General features: G+C 61.8%; 13 protein-coding genes. 6 read left to right on the forward strand and 7 right to left on the reverse strand.

Going from position 1 to position 16,372, the window contains the following annotated elements; genetic code table 11:
* Positions 1-178 precede the first annotated feature (178 nt).
* Positions 179-1,393, forward strand: a complete 1,215-nt coding sequence (locus NMB38_RS20750; protein WP_494354862.1) for an MFS transporter — start codon at positions 179-181, stop codon at positions 1,391-1,393.
* 166 nt (positions 1,394-1,559) lie between these two features.
* Here NMB38_RS20750 and NMB38_RS20755 read toward each other — a convergent pair whose 3' ends face one another.
* Entirely contained in the window at positions 1,560-2,216 is a 657-nt protein-coding gene (locus NMB38_RS20755) for a magnesium transporter (RefSeq protein ID WP_080992803.1), read from the reverse strand.
* A 474-nt stretch (positions 2,217-2,690) separates the two neighbouring features.
* On the opposite strand from NMB38_RS20755, the gene ilvD reads away from it, so the two are divergent.
* Positions 2,691-4,532 carry a dihydroxy-acid dehydratase gene (gene ilvD, locus NMB38_RS20760; protein WP_457273446.1) on the forward strand — a complete coding sequence of 614 codons (1,842 nt, stop codon included), beginning with the start codon at positions 2,691-2,693 and terminating at the stop codon, positions 4,530-4,532.
* A gap of 95 nt (positions 4,533-4,627) precedes the next feature.
* Here the strand turns inward: ilvD and NMB38_RS20765 are convergent, their stop codons facing one another.
* A complete protein-coding gene (locus tag NMB38_RS20765) occupies positions 4,628-5,683 on the reverse strand; it encodes an HAD family hydrolase (RefSeq protein ID WP_028686703.1) in 1,056 nt (351 codons plus the stop codon).
* Between the two features lie 241 nt (positions 5,684-5,924).
* On the opposite strand from NMB38_RS20765, the gene NMB38_RS20770 reads away from it, so the two are divergent.
* Positions 5,925-7,316, forward strand: coding sequence for an L-cystine transporter (locus NMB38_RS20770; RefSeq protein ID WP_023532302.1), 1,392 nt, complete (start codon positions 5,925-5,927; stop codon positions 7,314-7,316).
* 49 nt (positions 7,317-7,365) lie between these two features.
* Here the strand turns inward: NMB38_RS20770 and NMB38_RS20775 are convergent, their stop codons facing one another.
* Positions 7,366-7,881, reverse strand: coding sequence for a dihydrofolate reductase (locus NMB38_RS20775; protein WP_104926611.1), 516 nt, complete (start codon positions 7,879-7,881; stop codon positions 7,366-7,368).
* Between the two features lie 54 nt (positions 7,882-7,935).
* On the opposite strand from NMB38_RS20775, the gene NMB38_RS20780 reads away from it, so the two are divergent.
* Complete coding sequence (locus NMB38_RS20780; protein ID WP_490805789.1) at positions 7,936-9,327, forward strand: DUF2868 domain-containing protein; 1,392 nt, start codon at positions 7,936-7,938, stop codon at positions 9,325-9,327.
* Positions 9,320-10,684, forward strand: a complete 1,365-nt coding sequence (locus NMB38_RS20785) for a GTPase/DUF3482 domain-containing protein (RefSeq protein ID WP_028686706.1) — start codon at positions 9,320-9,322, stop codon at positions 10,682-10,684. The genes NMB38_RS20780 and NMB38_RS20785 overlap by 8 nt, the downstream gene beginning before the upstream one ends.
* A 21-nt stretch (positions 10,685-10,705) precedes the next feature.
* On the opposite strand, the gene NMB38_RS20790 is transcribed toward NMB38_RS20785, so the two are convergent.
* Positions 10,706-12,964, reverse strand: a complete 2,259-nt coding sequence (locus NMB38_RS20790) for a heavy metal translocating P-type ATPase (protein WP_028686707.1) — start codon at positions 12,962-12,964, stop codon at positions 10,706-10,708.
* A gap of 80 nt (positions 12,965-13,044) precedes the next feature.
* Here NMB38_RS20790 and cadR point away from each other — a divergent pair, with 80 nt between their 5' ends.
* Positions 13,045-13,488 (forward strand): Cd(II)/Pb(II)-responsive transcriptional regulator, encoded by a 444-nt coding sequence (cadR, locus tag NMB38_RS20795; RefSeq protein ID WP_027913469.1) that lies wholly within the window; start codon positions 13,045-13,047, stop codon positions 13,486-13,488.
* A 144-nt stretch (positions 13,489-13,632) separates the two neighbouring features.
* Here cadR and NMB38_RS20800 read toward each other — a convergent pair whose 3' ends face one another.
* The 3 genes from NMB38_RS20800 to NMB38_RS20810 are packed head-to-tail and all read right to left on the reverse strand — an operon-like array spanning position 13,633 to position 16,260.
* Positions 13,633-14,604, reverse strand: coding sequence for a thymidylate synthase (locus tag NMB38_RS20800; protein ID WP_236165493.1), 972 nt, complete (start codon positions 14,602-14,604; stop codon positions 13,633-13,635).
* A gap of 50 nt (positions 14,605-14,654) precedes the next feature.
* On the reverse strand, positions 14,655-15,461 hold the full coding sequence (gene lgt / locus NMB38_RS20805; protein WP_027913467.1) for a prolipoprotein diacylglyceryl transferase: 807 nt from the start codon (positions 15,459-15,461) through the stop codon (positions 14,655-14,657).
* Positions 15,462-15,477: 16 nt separating this feature from the next.
* Positions 15,478-16,260, reverse strand: coding sequence for a sulfite exporter TauE/SafE family protein (locus NMB38_RS20810; RefSeq protein WP_028686735.1), 783 nt, complete (start codon positions 16,258-16,260; stop codon positions 15,478-15,480).
* Between the last annotated feature and the right edge of the window lie 112 nt (positions 16,261-16,372).

Genomic DNA, 16,372 nt, shown 5'->3' on the forward strand with positions numbered 1-16,372 from the left:
ACGTTGTAGTGCCAAAATAATGCGAGAGACCATGGCACAGCCTATGATCCGAGATTGCTAAAAGTGGCGAATAATCGCTTAATACTGGCTGGATCAGAAACAGTCATCGCCATAAGGAAGGCGGGAATATTAGACATCCCTAAATACAGAGATGCATTAGAAAAAGCAGGCCTTACACATGGGTGAAACTGAAAAAAACGCCATTCAACATTCACCCATAGCGTTAACAGGTTTTTTGTTGCTGATCACTATGCTAGGGGTCTTTCCGATTGATGTCATCTTACCTTCGTTCCAACCGATAGCTAAACATCTAGATACGGGTCCTAACAATATCGCGCTATCAGTGGGTTATTTTGTACTGGCCATGGCCTTCTCGCAACTGGTCATCGGCCCACTGTCAGATAAACTTGGAAGGAAACGACTTCTAATTTGGGGACTGTGGGTGGCATCGATCGGTGCTTTAGGATGCCTACTGACCGAGCGATACGCGCTGTTCGTCGCCTTCAGAGTAATCCAGGCTTTAGGGTGCGGCTGCTTTGTTCTCACACAACCGCTTGTACAAGATTTTTTTGATAATACGCGGAGAAACGCTGCCAGGATCGTCCAAATTACCGCAAGCGGATTGTTTATCTCCGTGTCACCGTTGATTGGCAGTTGGCTGCAAAGTCATTTTAGCTGGCAAAGCAGCTTTGTAGTATTTATCGCCTTGACGGGAATGACGTTATTTGCCGCCCAATCGCTACTTGAAAAAGACAGTACTGAATCGTCACACAGCCCCTCTATCGTGCAATCTTACGCTAAACTGATGCTGGATAAACTGTTTATTCGCTACTCCATTCTCGCCGCACTGGGCTTCGCCTGCCACTTCTCCTTCATTGTGGCCTCACCGTTATTGTTTATAAAAATCCTGCATTTCACGCCTTATCAGTTCTCAGTGGCATTCATATTTTATGGCATGGCTTATGTTATAGGGGGTGTGGCCGCAACGCTCATCAACCGTCGTGCAAGTTCGTTAGCACAGCTCTTTTTAGGTGTAGGCCTAATTGCTGTAGCTGGCGCCTTCATCTTCGTATGGCATTGGATTAAACAACCATCAGCCCTGTCCCTGCTGCTTCCGATGGTGCTCAGCACAGCCGGCACATGCCTGTGTCGCTCCGCCGCGACTACCTGCGCTTTGGAGTGCCGACCGAACGAAGCGGGCGCATCCTCCGCCTTACTGAACGCGCTGGTTTTCGCCGTAGGCGCAATCGCCAGCGGCTTCGTAAGTCTCTTGCACGAAAACTTGCCTGTCGGGCTGGGTGCTGTTTTTCTACTTGTCGCTCTCACTTCTCTGTGCCTGATAGGCATGATCCGTAGATTAAGCGATGGAAGCGGGGCTCAGACCTCTTCATGAGCACGCTTAAAGGTAGCGCCTGGAAACTTTATTCCAAATGACAAGTAAGCGTGTTTTGCTTCAAGGCCCACGGCTACGCTTTAAATGGCGTGCCGCTCAACGCAACGCTGAACAGCGTTGGCGGTAAGCTGAGCGGCATCAAGCACGACCTAGTCGGTTGCCTTGTTCAAAGCCCAAGCACCTGGGTCGCGATCCCGAAGTACACCAATACGCCTGCTGCGTCGGCAATCGAGGTGATCAGCGGCCCGCTGGCCGTGGCAGGGTCCAGCTTGAGCCGGCTCAGCAGAAACGGCAGGCTCATGCCGATCAGGCTGCCGACCAGCACGATCACCACCATGCTGCTGGCCACGATCAAGGCGATCTGCGGGCCGCCCCGCAGCAGCCCAAGCGATGCCACGGCCACCGCCATGGTGCAGCCCAGCAGCAGCGCGACACCAAATTCACGGCCCAGCATTCTTCCCCAATCGCTCAGCGTGACCTCGCCTGTGGCCAGACCTCTGACCATGAGAGTAGCCGACTGCGAGCCGGCATTGCCGCCGCTGTCCACCAGCAGTGGCAGAAAGAATACCAGCGCGATGTGCGCGGCAATCGTTTCTTCGAAGGCCGCGATGCCGGCCCCTGAGAACAGGTTGCCGAACACCAGCAGCACCAGCCACAGCACACGCTTGCGGTACAGCAACCCGAGGGTCGCATGCCGCAGGTCACCGATGGTGTTGGTGAGGGAGGCGCCTTTGTGAAAGCTTTCGGTGGTTTGCCGCCGTTGCGTATCGAGCGTAGCGTCTACGGCACAAACAGCGGTGTTTTTATCGATAGGGTTTTGCATGAAGTTCTCCAGGCGCCGACCAGGCGCCTGCAGGCTTCAGCCTCGCAGACTCAAGCCCTAGGCAGCCCTGGCGGCGGCGCGCTCAGTGCCAGATTGCAGTTCATGGTGAACCGGTAACTGGGAAGGTCCATTGAGGGTTATCTCGTCAAGCCGCACATGCGGCGGCCGAATGATAATGGCAAGTCAGGTGCAGGTCAGCCTCACACGGATCGTTTCAGACGGTTCCTACAACTTCGGGTTTTGCCCAAAAACGCCACCTGGGCACATCGTCATGCCTTCCCGGCGCCAGCGGTGTAGAATCGGGCTATTCATCGCCAGTCATCCCCCGGCGGGTTTATGAGCTCTGGCCAAGCACGCGGCGATCCCGCGCGGTCTTCGGCCCCATCCGTGCCAGTGGCAACCGGCCTGCGGTACAGAGGACAAGAGAAGCTCACTCCCCTTTCTGTGACCTGATTAAGCCGCCAGGAGTGTTTCATGCCTGATTATCGTTCCAAGACTTCCACCCACGGCCGCAACATGGCAGGTGCACGCGCCCTGTGGCGTGCCACCGGCATGAAGGACGAAGACTTCAAGAAGCCGATCATCGCCATCGCCAACTCCTTCACCCAGTTCGTGCCGGGCCATGTGCACCTCAAGGACCTGGGCCAGCTGGTCGCTCGCGAGATCGAGCGCGCCGGTGGCGTGGCCAAGGAATTCAACACCATCGCGGTCGATGACGGCATCGCCATGGGCCACGACGGCATGCTGTACTCGCTGCCCAGCCGTGAAATCATCGCCGATGCGGTGGAGTACATGGTCAACGCGCACTGTGCCGATGCCATCGTCTGCATCTCCAACTGCGACAAGATCACCCCCGGCATGCTGATGGCCGCCTTGCGCCTGAACATTCCGGTGATCTTCGTCTCCGGCGGCCCGATGGAAGCTGGCAAGACCAAGCTGGCCAGCCATGGCCTGGACCTGGTCGATGCCATGGTCATCGCCGCCGACAGCACGGCCTCCGACGAAAAGGTCGCCGAATACGAGCGTAGCGCCTGTCCTACCTGCGGCTCGTGCTCGGGCATGTTCACCGCCAACTCGATGAACTGCCTGACCGAGGCGTTGGGCCTGGCCCTGCCGGGCAACGGCTCCACCCTGGCTACCCATTCGGACCGCGAGCAATTGTTCCTGACCGCCGGCCGCACCATCGTCGAGCTGTGCAAGCGTTACTACGGCGAGAACGACGCATCGGTCCTGCCGCGCAGCATCGCCAACTTCAAGGCGTTCGAGAACGCCATGATGCTGGACATCGCCATGGGTGGCTCGACCAATACCATCCTGCACCTGCTGGCGGCGGCGCAGGAAGGCGAAGTGGCGTTCGACCTGCGCGACATCGATCGCCTGTCGCGCAAGGTGCCGCAACTGTGCAAGGTGGCGCCCAACATCCAGAAGTACCACATGGAGGACGTGCACCGCGCTGGCGGTATCTTCAGCATCCTGGGTTCGCTGGCCCGTGGCGGCCTGCTGCACACCGACCTGCCTACCGTGCACAGCCGCAGCATGGAAGAAGCCATCGCCAAGTGGGACATCACCCAGACCGACGACGAAGCAGTCCACACCTTCTTCAAGGCGGGCCCGGCCGGCATCCCGACCCAGACCGCGTTCAGCCAGTCGACGCGTTGGGCAACCCTGGATGACGACCGCGAGAACGGCTGCATCCGCAGCTTCGAGCACGCGTATTCACAAGAGGGTGGCCTGGCCGTGCTGTACGGCAACATCGCCCTGGACGGCTGCGTGGTGAAAACCGCCGGTGTCGACGAATCGATCCACGTGTTCGAAGGCACGGCCAAGATCTTCGAAAGCCAGGATAGCGCCGTGCGTGGCATCCTCGCCGACGAAGTAAAAGCCGGCGACATCGTGATCATCCGCTACGAAGGCCCGAAAGGTGGCCCGGGCATGCAGGAAATGCTCTATCCCACGTCGTACCTCAAGTCCAAGGGCCTGGGCAAAGCGTGCGCCCTGCTCACCGACGGCCGCTTCTCGGGGGGCACCTCGGGCCTGTCCATTGGCCATGCCTCGCCGGAAGCCGCCGCAGGCGGCGCCATCGGCCTGGTACGCGACGGCGACAAGGTCCTGATCGATATACCCAACCGCTCGATCAACCTGCTGGTCAGCGATGACGAGCTGGCCGAGCGCCGCGCCGAGCAGGACAAGAAGGGCTGGAAACCGGCTGAAGTACGCCCGCGCAAGGTGACGACAGCCTTGAAGGCCTACGCCCTGCTGGCGACCAGTGCCGACAAAGGTGCCGTGCGCAACAAGGCGATGCTCGAAGGGCTGTGATACCCGTCCAGCTGTACAAGAACCGGCGCCTTGAGCGCCGGTTTTTTTTGCCGAAACGGCGATGGGGCTTATACAGCATGGAACCACGGCCTGCCTCATTGAATCTGTTCAGGCGTCACGATCACCCAGTTCTTGTCCGCCGTCACCGGCAACCCTTCCTTGGCCTGGGCAGCTGCCTGGCTGGCGATCATCCCCTCGAGCTGCTCCATGTACTTGGGCTTGCGGTTTATCCACAGGTGGATACCGCCCTTGCCTACATCCACGCCATGAAACTGCATGTAGCCATCACTGGTCGGGGTATCGCCGCCCACCAGCACGGGCTTTTTCCATTCATCAATGTAGGTCAGGATCGCCGCTTGCTTGCCCGCCATCCACGTGGCTGGTGTCCACAGGTAAGGGGTCAGTTCAAGCCCTTCGTTAGCCTTGGCATCGTAGTGCCCAGCGCTGATCTGCTTGCGTGCCGTTGTCAATTGTCCCGTGGCGCGATCCTTGAGCAACAGGCTGACTCCAATCACGTTCTGCGGTTTCACGTTGTAGCCGTACTTGGGGTCGGAGGCGACCATGCGCACCAGCTCTTCGGAAGCGGCTGATACCACGTAGACCTCGATGCCGTTCTCCATCAACTTGTTGTACAGCTCGGCCTGGCCCTTGAAGACCTTGGGCGGCTGCACTTCGATGGCCTTGACCTGACCCCCTTCGTAATAGGTGCTGGGCACAGGCTTGCCAGACGCCATGAGTTCATCCACCTGTACTTTCAGTTCCTTGAGGGTGAAGCCGGAAAACACTTGCGCCACCCAGGGGTAGCAGACCATGTCGTCGATCTCGCACAGTCGGTAGTAGTAGCTGAACAGGCTCTCCTTGTGCTCGGCGCTGTCCTTGAAGGGTATGAGTTTCAGCGAAGGGTCCAGCTTGTCGCGGCTCAGCAGCCCTTTGTTCTCCATGAAGGGCAGCAAGGCCTCTTCCAGGTCATAGCGATAGCTGGTGTTGTCCATGTCGAACACCGCGTAGTTACCTTTGTGGGCATTGGCGGTGATCATGCGGTCGAGCTGTTTGGCGGCTTCAGCTGGCCAATGATCAAGCTCGGTAGCGAAGGTTTTCAGGCTCAACAGCAGGGATAGGCCAATGGCAGCGGTTTTGAGCGCAACGTTCATGTACGAATCTCCTGAGACGACTGACAGACGCTAGTCGAGTGAGACCCGTCGGTCACGCTCGATTGCGACCTTTATGCCCCCGTAAACGCCGTGTTCATTGCAATCCGCGACGTCTCGATATTCCATTTACGACTATACAAATTCCATTTGGGTATAAATTCCTTTGTTTTCAGGCTGTTAGCATTTCCACTCGCAATCGCACATAGAGGCGGCGACTCATCCTCTCGTTTCCGGAGCTTTAATGAACCTGCCACTGCTGCTTAACCTGCTGGCGTTCCTGGCCTTGTTGCTGGGGCTGGCGCAGACCCGTCATACCGATTGGAGCCTGGCCAAGAAAGTGCTGCTGGGCCTGGCACTGGGCGTGGGCTTCGGCCTGGTACTGCACACGATCTATGGCGCAGGGCACCCCGTGCTCAAGACCACCATCACCTGGCTGGACCTGGTCGGCAACGGCTACGTAGGCCTGTTGCAGATGATCGTCATGCCGCTGATTTTCGCCTCCATCCTCAGTGCCGTGGCGCGTCTTCACAATGCTTCTTCCCTGGGGCGTATCAGCGTCCTGAGCATCGGCACGCTGCTGCTGACCACGGCGATCGCTGCCCTGATCGGCATCCTGCTGACCAACCTCTTTGGCCTCAGTGCCGAAGGCTTGGTGGCAGGCGCCCAGGAGAGCGCACGCATGCAGGTGATCCACAGCGACTATGCAGGCAAGGTCGCCGACCTCAACATCCCGCAACTGCTGCTCTCGTTCATCCCCAGCAACCCGGTCGGCGACCTGGCGCGGGCCAAGCCGACATCGATCATCAGCGTGGTCATCTTTGCCGTTTTCGTCGGCCTGGCCGCCTTGCAGTTGATCAGGGACGACGCCGAGAAGGGTCAGCGTGCACTGTCGGCCATCGATACCCTGCAAGCCTGGGTAATGCGTCTGGTGCGCGTGGTCATGAAACTCACCCCTTACGGCGTGCTGGCGTTGATGACCAAGGTGGTGGCCAGCTCGAACATGGAAGACATCCTCAAGCTGGGCAGCTTCGTGGTCGTGTCCTACCTGGGCCTGGCGCTGATGTTCGTGGTTCACGCGCTCATCCTGGCGGCAATCGGGGTCAGCCCGCTGCGCTTCTTCCGCAAGGTGTGGCCGGTGCTGACCTTCGCCTTCACCAGCCGTTCGAGCGCTGCCAGTATCCCGCTGAACATCGAGGCCCAGACGCGCCGGCTGGGCGTGCCGCAGTCGATCGCCAGCTTCAGCGCCTCGTTCGGGACCACCATCGGCCAGAATGGCTGTGCCGGGCTCTATCCTGCCATGCTGGCAGTGATGGTCGCGCCAGCGGTTGGCATCGATACCTTCGACCCGCTGTGGATCGCCACCTTGGTGGCCATCGTCACGCTCAGTTCAGCCGGGGTGGCCGGGGTTGGCGGCGGCGCCACCTTCGCCGCGCTGATCGTGCTGCCGGCCATGGGCTTGCCGGTGGAGCTGGTGGCACTGCTGATTTCGGTAGAGCCGTTGATCGACATGGGCCGTACGGCGTTGAACGTGAACGGTTCGATGACGGCAGGCGTGGTAACCAGCCAGCTGCTCAAGGAAACCGACAAGCAGGTACTGGCCGATGATGAACACGCAGAATTGAGCCATACCTGAGTGCAGATGGGGCCGCACAGCGCGGCTCCCTTCCTGGCGCAACAGGCGTTCAGGCCTTGTCCCACACCTCGAAGTGATACAGCGGCTTGCCTTCCTCAGCCTGCGCGTGGCTGGACGTGAGCGTCCACTGCTTGCGATCGAAATCCGGGAACCAGGCATCGCCCAGCGGCGACAGCTCGACCCGCGTCACGTACAGGCGGCTGACGAGCCCTTGCTCCAGCGCCTGCCCGTAGAGCTGCGCACCACCGATCAGCATCAGTTCGTCGACACCTTGCTCGCGCGCCCACTGATCGGCCCGCACCAGCGCCTCTTCCAGTGAAGCGAAAACCTCGGCACCGGCCAGTTCCAGCCCGGGCTGCCTGCTGACCACGATGTTCAACCGCCCAGGCAGCGGCCTTCCCAGCGAGTCCCAGGTCTTGCGGCCCATGATGATGGGCTTGCCCAAGGTGGTGGCCTTGAAGTACTTGAAGTCCCCCGGCAAATGCCAGGGCATGGAATTGTCGATGCCTATCACGCGGTTTTCGGCGCAGGCCACGATCAGGCTCAGGGGCAGTAATGTGTTCATGCCAGCGAGAATAGCACCGCACGGGTGAGTTATGCTGCTGCCACGACCTGTGCAATGGAAGACCCTGTGACTGCACCTTCTTTGCTGGACAAGCGCTGGCTCACCGAGGCGATACGCCTGCGCGAGGAACATGCCGGCCCCCTCGAGGATCAGGAAGCCAACCGCCGTGCTCGCCAGCAAGGCGGCAGCCTGGCCTTGCGCATCGAGACCCGTGCGCTGCTGTTGGCCGAACGCGACGGCATGACCGCCGCGTTGTGGCGCTGGAAGCAAGGGGCGCGCCTGGCGCTGTTGGCGATGCTGGTGATGGCGATGCTCAGTGGCGGGGGCCTGGCGTTGGCCGCCCTGGGTGACGGGCAGCGGCCGGTGAATGTCTTCTGGGCGCTGGGCAGCCTGCTGGGGCTGAACCTGGTCATGCTGCTGGGCTGGCTGATCGGCTTGTTCCTGAGCGGTGAGCACGGCGCGCTGCTGGGGCGGCTTTGGCTGTGGTTGAGCGAACGCTTGGCCCGCGACGCCCGTGCCGCCCACCTGGCGCCGGCCTTGCTAGTGCTGCTGGGACGCCAACGCCTGGGCCGTTGGTTGCTGGGTTTGCTGGTCCACAGCCTGTGGCTGGTGGCCATGCTGAGCGCGGTAGGTGTGCTGCTGACATTGCTGGCCACCCGGCGCTATGGCTTCGTCTGGGAAACCACGTTGTTGGCGGCCGAACCCTTCATCGCCATGACCCAGGCCCTGGGCGCCCTGCCCGCGCTGCTGGGCTTTGCGGTGCCTGACCCGGCCATGATCCGTGCCAGCGGCGACACCGCGCCGGCCCTGGCCATGACGCGCCAGGCATGGGCCAGCTGGCTGCTGGGCGTGGTGTTGGTCTATGGCGTGCTGCCGCGCCTGCTCTTGGCCGGCGTGTGCCTGTGGCGCTGGCGGCAAGGGCGCGAACATTTGGCGCTGGACACGAACCTGCCAGGCTACATGCCGCTGCGCGACAGGCTGATGCCCAACAGCGAGCGCCTGGGCGTCCAAGACGATGCACCCGACACACTGCCGCAGTTCAAGGCCGAGCCGTCACTCATCGAAAATGCCGGCGCACTGCTGGTTGGCGTCGAGCTGGACGATCAGCGTCCCTGGCCGCCGTCATTACCCGCCAACGTCGCCGATGCCGGCGTACTGGACAGCCGGGAGTCGCGGCATCGTCTGCTCGAACAACTGGGGCGTTTTCCACCCGCACGCCTGGCCATTGCCCTTGACCCTGAGCGCTCGCCGGATCGCGGCAGCCTGGCCTTGCTCGCCGAGCTGGCGCGCAATGCCGGAAGTACGCGCATCTGGCTGTTGCCTGCCGCCGCTGATCAGCCTCGCGATGAGCGGCGCCTGAATGACTGGCGTGAAGCCCTGGATCGCCTGGGGCTTCCCTATGCCGACACCCTACCGCTGGCCTGGTTGGAGCACGCTCATGACTGAGCCCTTGAAGCTGGCCGTGGTAGGCCACACCAACGTGGGCAAGACCTCGCTGCTACGCACCCTCACGCGCGACGTCGGTTTCGGGGAGGTCTCGCATCGTCCCAGCACCACACGCCATGTGGAAGGCGCTCGCTTGTCCGTGGACGGGCAGCCTCTGCTGGAGCTCTACGACACACCGGGACTGGAAGACGCAATTGCCCTGCTCGACTACCTCGAACGCCTTGAGCGCCCTGGCGAGCGCCTGGATGGCCCGGCGCGGCTGGAGCGGTTTCTTCAGGGCAGCGAGGCCCGCCAGCGCTTCGAGCAGGAGGCCAAGGTGCTGCGCCAGCTGCTGGCCAGCGACGCCGGGCTCTATGTCATCGACGCCCGCGAGCCGGTGCTGGCCAAGTACCGTGACGAACTCGACGTGCTGGCAAGCTGCGGCAAGCCACTTCTACCGGTGCTCAACTTCGTTTCCAGCCATCCGCATCGCGAACCGCAGTGGCGTGAAGCACTTGCCCGGCTTGGGCTTCATGCATTGGTGAAATTCGACAGCGTGGCCCCGCCAGAAGATGGCGAGCGCCGCCTGTACGAGAGCCTAGCCCTGCTGCTGGAGGAGGCGCGCCCCAGCTTGCAGCGCCTGATCGACGATCAGCAGGCCCAACGGGTAGCTCGTCAGCAAGGCGGCAAGCGTCTGATCGCCGAATTGCTGCTGGACTGCGCCGCTTGTCGGCGCAGCGTGGAAGGTGAACCGTCTGCCCAGGCACAGGCCATCGAGGCGCTTCACCAGGCCGTGCGCCAGCGTGAACAGCGCTGCGTGGAGGCCCTGCTCAAGCTCTATGCGTTCCGGCGCGACGATGCGCACGCCAGTGACCTGCCGTTGCTGGACGGGCGCTGGGGAGACGATCTGTTCAATCCTGAGACCCTGAAGCAGCTTGGGGTGCGGGTAGGCGGCGGAGTGGCGGCAGGCGCGGCGGCCGGTGCCGGGGTGGACCTGCTGGCAGGTGGGCTGACCCTGGGGGTCGCCGCATTGGCCGGGGCCATCGCCGGCGGTGCCCTGCAGACGGCTCGCGGCTATGGCGCGCGCCTGATGGGCAAGCTCAAGGGCAAACGCGAGCTCACCGTCGACGATACCGTCCTGCGCTTGCTGGCCCTACGTCAGCAACAACTGATGGTGGCACTGGACCACCGTGGGCACGCCGCTCAGGACAGTATTCGCCTGGGCCAGCTGGATGAAAAGACCTGGCGTCAGGGCAAGCTGCCCGAACCGCTGGTGCGGGCTCGCGCGCATCCACAATGGTCCACGCTCAATCCCGGTGCTAAACCGAACCAGGCCCAGCGCCAGGAGCAGCTCGAATCGCTGGTGCAGCAGCTCTAGGCCTGGCCTTTGAGTCGGCGGTCACTTGCGCAACAAGCGCAGGCCGTTGAACACCACCAGCAGGCTAACGCCCATGTCGGCGAATACGGCCATCCACATGGTGGCCAGCCCGGCGAACGTTATGCCCAGGAAGATCGCCTTGATCGCCAAGGCCAGCACGATGTTTTGCTTGAGGATCGCTGCGGTATGCCGCGACAGCCTGATGAACGCAGGGATCTTGCGCAAGTCGTCGTCCATCAGCGCCACATCGGCCGTTTCGATGGCGGTATCGGTGCCAGCCGCCGCCATGGCGAAGCCGATTTCGGCCCGGGCCAGCGCTGGTGCGTCGTTGATGCCGTCCCCGACCATGCCAACGCGATGACCTTGGTCGTACAGCGCCTGGATACTACTGAGCTTGTCGGCTGGCAGAAGGTTACCTTCGGCCCGATCAATGCCTACTGTACGCGCGATAGCCGCAGCGGTGTGCGGGTTGTCGCCGGTCAGCATGGCCGTCTGGATGCCCAGCGCATGAAGCTCGGCAATGGCTTGCCGGCTGCTTTCCTTGACGGTATCGGCCACTGCAAACAATGCCAGGGGGCCTGATGCGTTGAGCAGCAACACCACTGTCTTGCCCTGCTGTTCCAAGGCATCCAGCTGGGCCTCCAGTTCTGGTGAACACAATCCCAGCTCCTCGACCAGACGATGGTTGCCCAGATGCAACACCTCACCCTCGAGGTTGCCACGCACGCCACGGCCCGCCAGCGCGGTGAAATCCCGGACCTCAAGGTGGGGCAGGTCGTTGTCCTGGCCGAACTGGGCTATCGCTCGGGACACGGGGTGATCGGAGCGTGCACCCAGGCTCGATGCCAGGGCCTGCGCACGATGCTCGAACGCCGGTTGCAGGGCTTTGAAGTCTGTCTGGACCGGCTTGCCGTGGGTGATCGTGCCGGTCTTGTCCAGGGCCAGGAAGTCCAGGTGGCGCCCGCCCTCGAGGTACACCCCGCCCTTGATCAGGATGCCTTTGCGCGCTGCCGCCGCCAGGCCACTGACGATGGTGACGGGGGTCGAGATCACCAGTGCACAGGGGCATGCCACTACCAGCAGCACAAGCGCGCGATACACCCAGTCGAACCACGTGCCGTTCAGCAGGAGCGGCGGGATGATCGCCACGGCCAACGCCAGGGCCAGCACTGCCGGCGTATAGATCCGCGAAAACCGGTCGACGAAGCGCTGGGTTGGCGCCCGCGCCCCTTGCGCCTGCTCGACGGCCTTGATGATGCGCGCCAGCGTGGACTGACCAGCTACTGCGGTGGCTTGGATTTCCAGTGCGCCTGCCTGGTTGATGGTACCGGCGAAGACCTTGTCGCCCTGGACCTTCTCCACCGGCAGGCTTTCACCCGTGATCGGTGACTGATCGACGCTGGACTGCCCGCTGATCACTTGGCCATCGAGCCCGATCCGCTCGCCTGGCCGTACTCGCATCGTTGCGCCGACAGCGACTTCACGCACGTCCACTTCGCGCCACTGGCCATCGGCCTGTTGCACGGTTGCCATGTCCGGCGCCAGCTGCATGAGCCCGCCAATGGCATTGCGTGCACGGTCCAGCGAGCGGGCCTCGATCAGTTCGGCCACGGTAAAGAGCACCATCACCATGGCTGCTTCCGGCCATTGGCCGATCAGCAGCGCACCGGTGACCGCGATGCTCATCAGGGCATTGATGTTGAGGTTTCGGTTTTTTAGCGCGATCCAGCCTTTCTTGTAGGTACCCAGACCACAACCCAGGATCGCCGCCAGTGCCAGCGCGGCCACCACCCACTGCGGTGCGAGCTGGGCGAAGTGCACGACTTCGGCGCCCAGGGCTGCCAGACCGGACAGCGCAAGTGGCCACCAAGCCTGTCTGGGCGGCGGCGCTGGCGCGGCAGCGCTATCGGCATCCCCCACGAGCGGCTCGGCTTTCATCCCCAGGCTGTCGATGGCCCGTTCGATGTCGGACGTGCCATCGAGCGTGTGCCTGACCCCAAGAACGCGGCTGATGAGGTTGAACTCCAGGGCCTCGATGCCGGCCATCTTACCCAGCTTGTCCTGGATCAGCGTCTGCTCGGTCGGGCAATCCATGGCTTCGATCCGAAAACGGCTGAGCAGAGCCTGCTTGCTGGGCCGGGACGTCAACTGCACATGAGCAGGCGCCGCCTGCGTGCTGCAACAGGCATGACCCTGATCGCCATGGCCCACGCCGTCATGGGCATGGTCATGATTGTGCTCATGATGATGCGAGTGTTCGGGGCTGACAGACTTGTTCATGGGTCATCCTTATTGAGCCTGTTGCCAAGTGAACACCCTGTAGCCACTATAGGGTCAAGCGAATGCCTGGAGTTTCCAACATGAAGATCGGCGACCTTGCCAAGGCGACGGACTGCGCTGTCGAGACCATTCGTTATTACGAACGCGAGAAGCTTCTGCCAGAGCCTGCGCGCAGCGAGGGCAACTACCGGATGTATACGCAAGCGCATGTCGAGCGCCTGACATTCATCCGCAACTGCCGCACGCTGGACATGACGCTGGATGAAATCCGCAGCCTGCTGCAGCTGCGTGACAGCCCCCAGGCCTCGTGCGGCAGCGTGAATGCCTTGATCGACGAGCATATCGAGCACGTCCAGGCCCGGCTCGATGGATTGGTGGCGTTACAGGCGCAACTGATGGATTTGCGAAGACGGTGTAGCGAAGAAGGCGCGCAATGCGCGATTTTGCAGCAGCTGGAAACCAACGGCGCGGTGACGGTGCCGGATATCGAGCATTCACATGTTGGACGTAGCCATGGGCATTAGTGGGCGTGACCAGCCTGTCGGTCACCCTGCCAGAACAACTGTCTTGCGCCGCATCTGAAGGCTAGCGAATTTCGGGGCGGCCTTGCCGGGGCGCCGGCAAGACCGCTCCCGGGATCGTTCACCGGGGGTATGAAGGCGCCACCTTCAAACCGCCATCGGAGCCGTCATCGGGGCATGATGTTCATACCCTTCGAGCCAGAAATCACTCGGCTCGATCTGTTCAAGCCACTGCGGCTCGTACTTGCCCGTCTCGGCGAACGCCGGCACCCGATCGCTGATCACCAGCTTCGGCGCTTCCAGCGGCTCGCGCTTGAGCTGCTCGTTGAGCATGTCCAGATGGTTCTCGTACACATGGGCATCGCCGATGAAATAGGTGAACCAGCGCGGGGTATAGCCGGTCAGCCGACCGAACAGCGCCAGCAATGCCGCCCCTTCGGTGAGGTTGAATGGCGTACCCAGGCCAAGATCGTTGGAACGGATATAAAGCGTCAGCGAGAGCTCGCGCGTTGTCACGTTGGGGTGGAACTGGTACAGCAGATGGCAAGGCGGCAAGGCCATTTCATCGAGCTGGGCGCAGTTCCAGCCATGGAACAGGATGCGCCGGCTGCCAGGGTCGTTTGCGATGGTGTCCAGGCACTGACGGACCTGATCGATGGCTTTGTACAGGATGACAAACGCCACGCCATCCTCTTCATCCTCGGCAATCTGCCGGAACCCGGCCTGCTCCGCCATCTCGATCGCGGCTCGATTGCTCAGGGGGATGCGCTTGTAGCCCGGCCACTGCCGCCACTGGACCCCGTAGATTTCGCCCAGGTCGTCATGGCCCTGGCGGAACGGGTTGGCCAACCACTGGGCGTTTTCGTTGGCGTTCTGGTCCCAGACCTTGCAACCCAACTCACGGAATTGGCCGGCATTGCGAACCCCGCGCAGGAAACCTACCATTTCGCCGATCGCCGACTTGAACGCCAGCTTGCGCGTGGTGATGGCGGGGAACCCCTTCTGCAGGTCGAAGCGCAGCATCGCCCCTGGCAGGCTGATGGTGCGGATGCCGGTACGGTTTTCCTGCAACGTGCCGTTTTCGATAACGTCGCGGACCAGGTCCAGATACTGTTTCATGGCTTACCTGTAGCTAGACGGCAGGGGGATCGCCCCTGCCGGGAGAGTGATCAGGCGGGTGTCGCCGTAGGCTTGCGATTATAAGCCCACCAGATGAGCGCAAGGCCAGCCACGATCATGGGGATGCACAGAATCTGACCCATGGTCAGCCATCCCCAGGCCAGGTAACCGAGCTGGGCATCCGGAACTCTCACGAACTCGACGATGAAACGGAAAATACCGTAGAACAACGCGAACATTCCGGAAACGGCCATGGTGGGCCGAGGTTTGCGCGAGTACAGCCAGAGAATCACGAACAGTGCCACGCCTTCGAGGGCGAACTGATACAGCTGCGACGGGTGGCGCGGCAACTGGGCCGGGTCGCTGAACGGTGGGAAGACCATCGCCCATGGCACATCGGTCGGCTTGCCCCACAGCTCGGCATTGATGAAATTGCCGATACGCCCGGCACCCAGGCCGATCGGCACCAGCGGGGCGACGAAGTCCATGAGTTCGAAGAACGACTTGTTGTGGCGCTTGCCGAACCACAATGCAGCGAGCATCACGCCAATGAAACCGCCGTGGAACGACATGCCGCCTTTCCAGACCTCGAAGATCAGCGTCGGGTTGGCCAGGTACGCGTGCAGGTCGTAGAACAGCACATAGCCCAGCCGCCCTCCCACGATCACCCCCATCGACAACCAGAAGACCAGGTCGGAGAGCTTTTCGCGGCTCCAGGTAGGGTCGAACCGGTTGAGGCGGCGGGTGGCCAGCAACCAGGCCCCGCCAATGCCGATCAGGTACATCAGGCCGTACCAATGGATTTTAAGCGGTCCGATGGCCAGTGCCACGGGGTCTATCTGCGGGTAAGGCAGCATTTAACATCCTCTCGATTCAAATCAGAAAGCTCAGGCCTACACAGAACAACAGGGCCGCAAACAGGCGCTTCAACAGGCGCGGTGACAGTCTGTGAGCCAACCGCGCCCCGTAACGTGCGAAAAACATGCTGGTCACGGCGATGCCGACCATCGCCGGCAGGTAGACGTAACCCACGCTGTGCGGCGGCAACTGGGGTTCATGCCAGCCCAGCACCATGAACCCCACTGCACTGGCGATCGCAATGGGCAGGCCACACGCTGACGACGTTGCCACGGCCTGCTGCATGGGCAGGCTGCGCCAGGTCAGGAAGGGCACGGTCAGCGAGCCGCCGCCGATGCCAAAAATGGCCGAGGCCCAGCCGATCACGCCCCCCGCTGCCACCCGTGCAGCCTTGCCGGGCACACCGCGGCTGGCCTTGGGCTTGAGGTCCAGTGCCATCTGCGCGGCAATCACCAAGGCAAAGACGCCGATGATCTTCTGCAGCATGGGCCCCTGGATCAGCGACGCCGTCTTGGCCCCGACACCGGCACCCAGCAGGATCCCCAGGGTCATCCAGGCAAAGATCGGCCATTGCACCGCGCCTTTGCGGTGATGCTCGAGCACGGCGTTGATGGAGGTGAAGACGATGGAGGCCAGGGAGGTGCCTACCGCAAGGTGCGTCAACACCGAAGCGTCAAAGCCCTGCAACGTGAAGCTGACCACGAGCACAGGCACGATGATGATGCCCCCGCCCACGCCAAACAGGCCAGCCAGCACCCCCGCACATGCACCCAAGACCAGATAGAGCACGAATTCCATTCGGCTTCCCCGAGAAATCAATCCGGCATGGTAACGGAAGCTGGGTTCGCGGCTCTAGTGAAGTCTGTGTCAGGTTGGATCTGCCGCGCTGCCTGGGTACAGTGGAAGAAAA

It is taken from the genome of Pseudomonas sp. FBCC-B35 (assembly GCF_059133755.1).

Excerpts from the sequence above, each read along its gene's own strand:
- lgt (WP_027913467.1), bottom strand. The coding sequence starts at position 15,461 with ATGCTGCCTTACCCGCAGATAGACCCCGTGGCACTGGCCATCGGACCG.
- NMB38_RS20755 (WP_080992803.1), bottom strand. The coding sequence starts at position 2,216 with ATGCAAAACCCTATCGATAAAAACACCGCTGTTTGTGCCGTAGACGCT.
- NMB38_RS20780 (WP_490805789.1), top strand. The coding sequence starts at position 7,936 with ATGGAAGACCCTGTGACTGCACCTTCTTTGCTGGACAAGCGCTGGCTC.
- NMB38_RS20790 (WP_028686707.1), bottom strand. The coding sequence starts at position 12,964 with ATGAACAAGTCTGTCAGCCCCGAACACTCGCATCATCATGAGCACAAT.
- NMB38_RS20785 (WP_028686706.1), top strand. The coding sequence starts at position 9,320 with ATGACTGAGCCCTTGAAGCTGGCCGTGGTAGGCCACACCAACGTGGGC.
- NMB38_RS20750 (WP_494354862.1), top strand. The coding sequence starts at position 179 with ATGGGTGAAACTGAAAAAAACGCCATTCAACATTCACCCATAGCGTTA.
- ilvD (WP_457273446.1), top strand. The coding sequence starts at position 2,691 with ATGCCTGATTATCGTTCCAAGACTTCCACCCACGGCCGCAACATGGCA.
- NMB38_RS20775 (WP_104926611.1), bottom strand. The coding sequence starts at position 7,881 with ATGAACACATTACTGCCCCTGAGCCTGATCGTGGCCTGCGCCGAAAAC.
- NMB38_RS20810 (WP_028686735.1), bottom strand. The coding sequence starts at position 16,260 with ATGGAATTCGTGCTCTATCTGGTCTTGGGTGCATGTGCGGGGGTGCTG.
- NMB38_RS20800 (WP_236165493.1), bottom strand. The coding sequence starts at position 14,604 with ATGAAACAGTATCTGGACCTGGTCCGCGACGTTATCGAAAACGGCACG.
- cadR (WP_027913469.1), top strand. The coding sequence starts at position 13,045 with ATGAAGATCGGCGACCTTGCCAAGGCGACGGACTGCGCTGTCGAGACC.
- NMB38_RS20765 (WP_028686703.1), bottom strand. The coding sequence starts at position 5,683 with ATGAACGTTGCGCTCAAAACCGCTGCCATTGGCCTATCCCTGCTGTTG.
- NMB38_RS20770 (WP_023532302.1), top strand. The coding sequence starts at position 5,925 with ATGAACCTGCCACTGCTGCTTAACCTGCTGGCGTTCCTGGCCTTGTTG.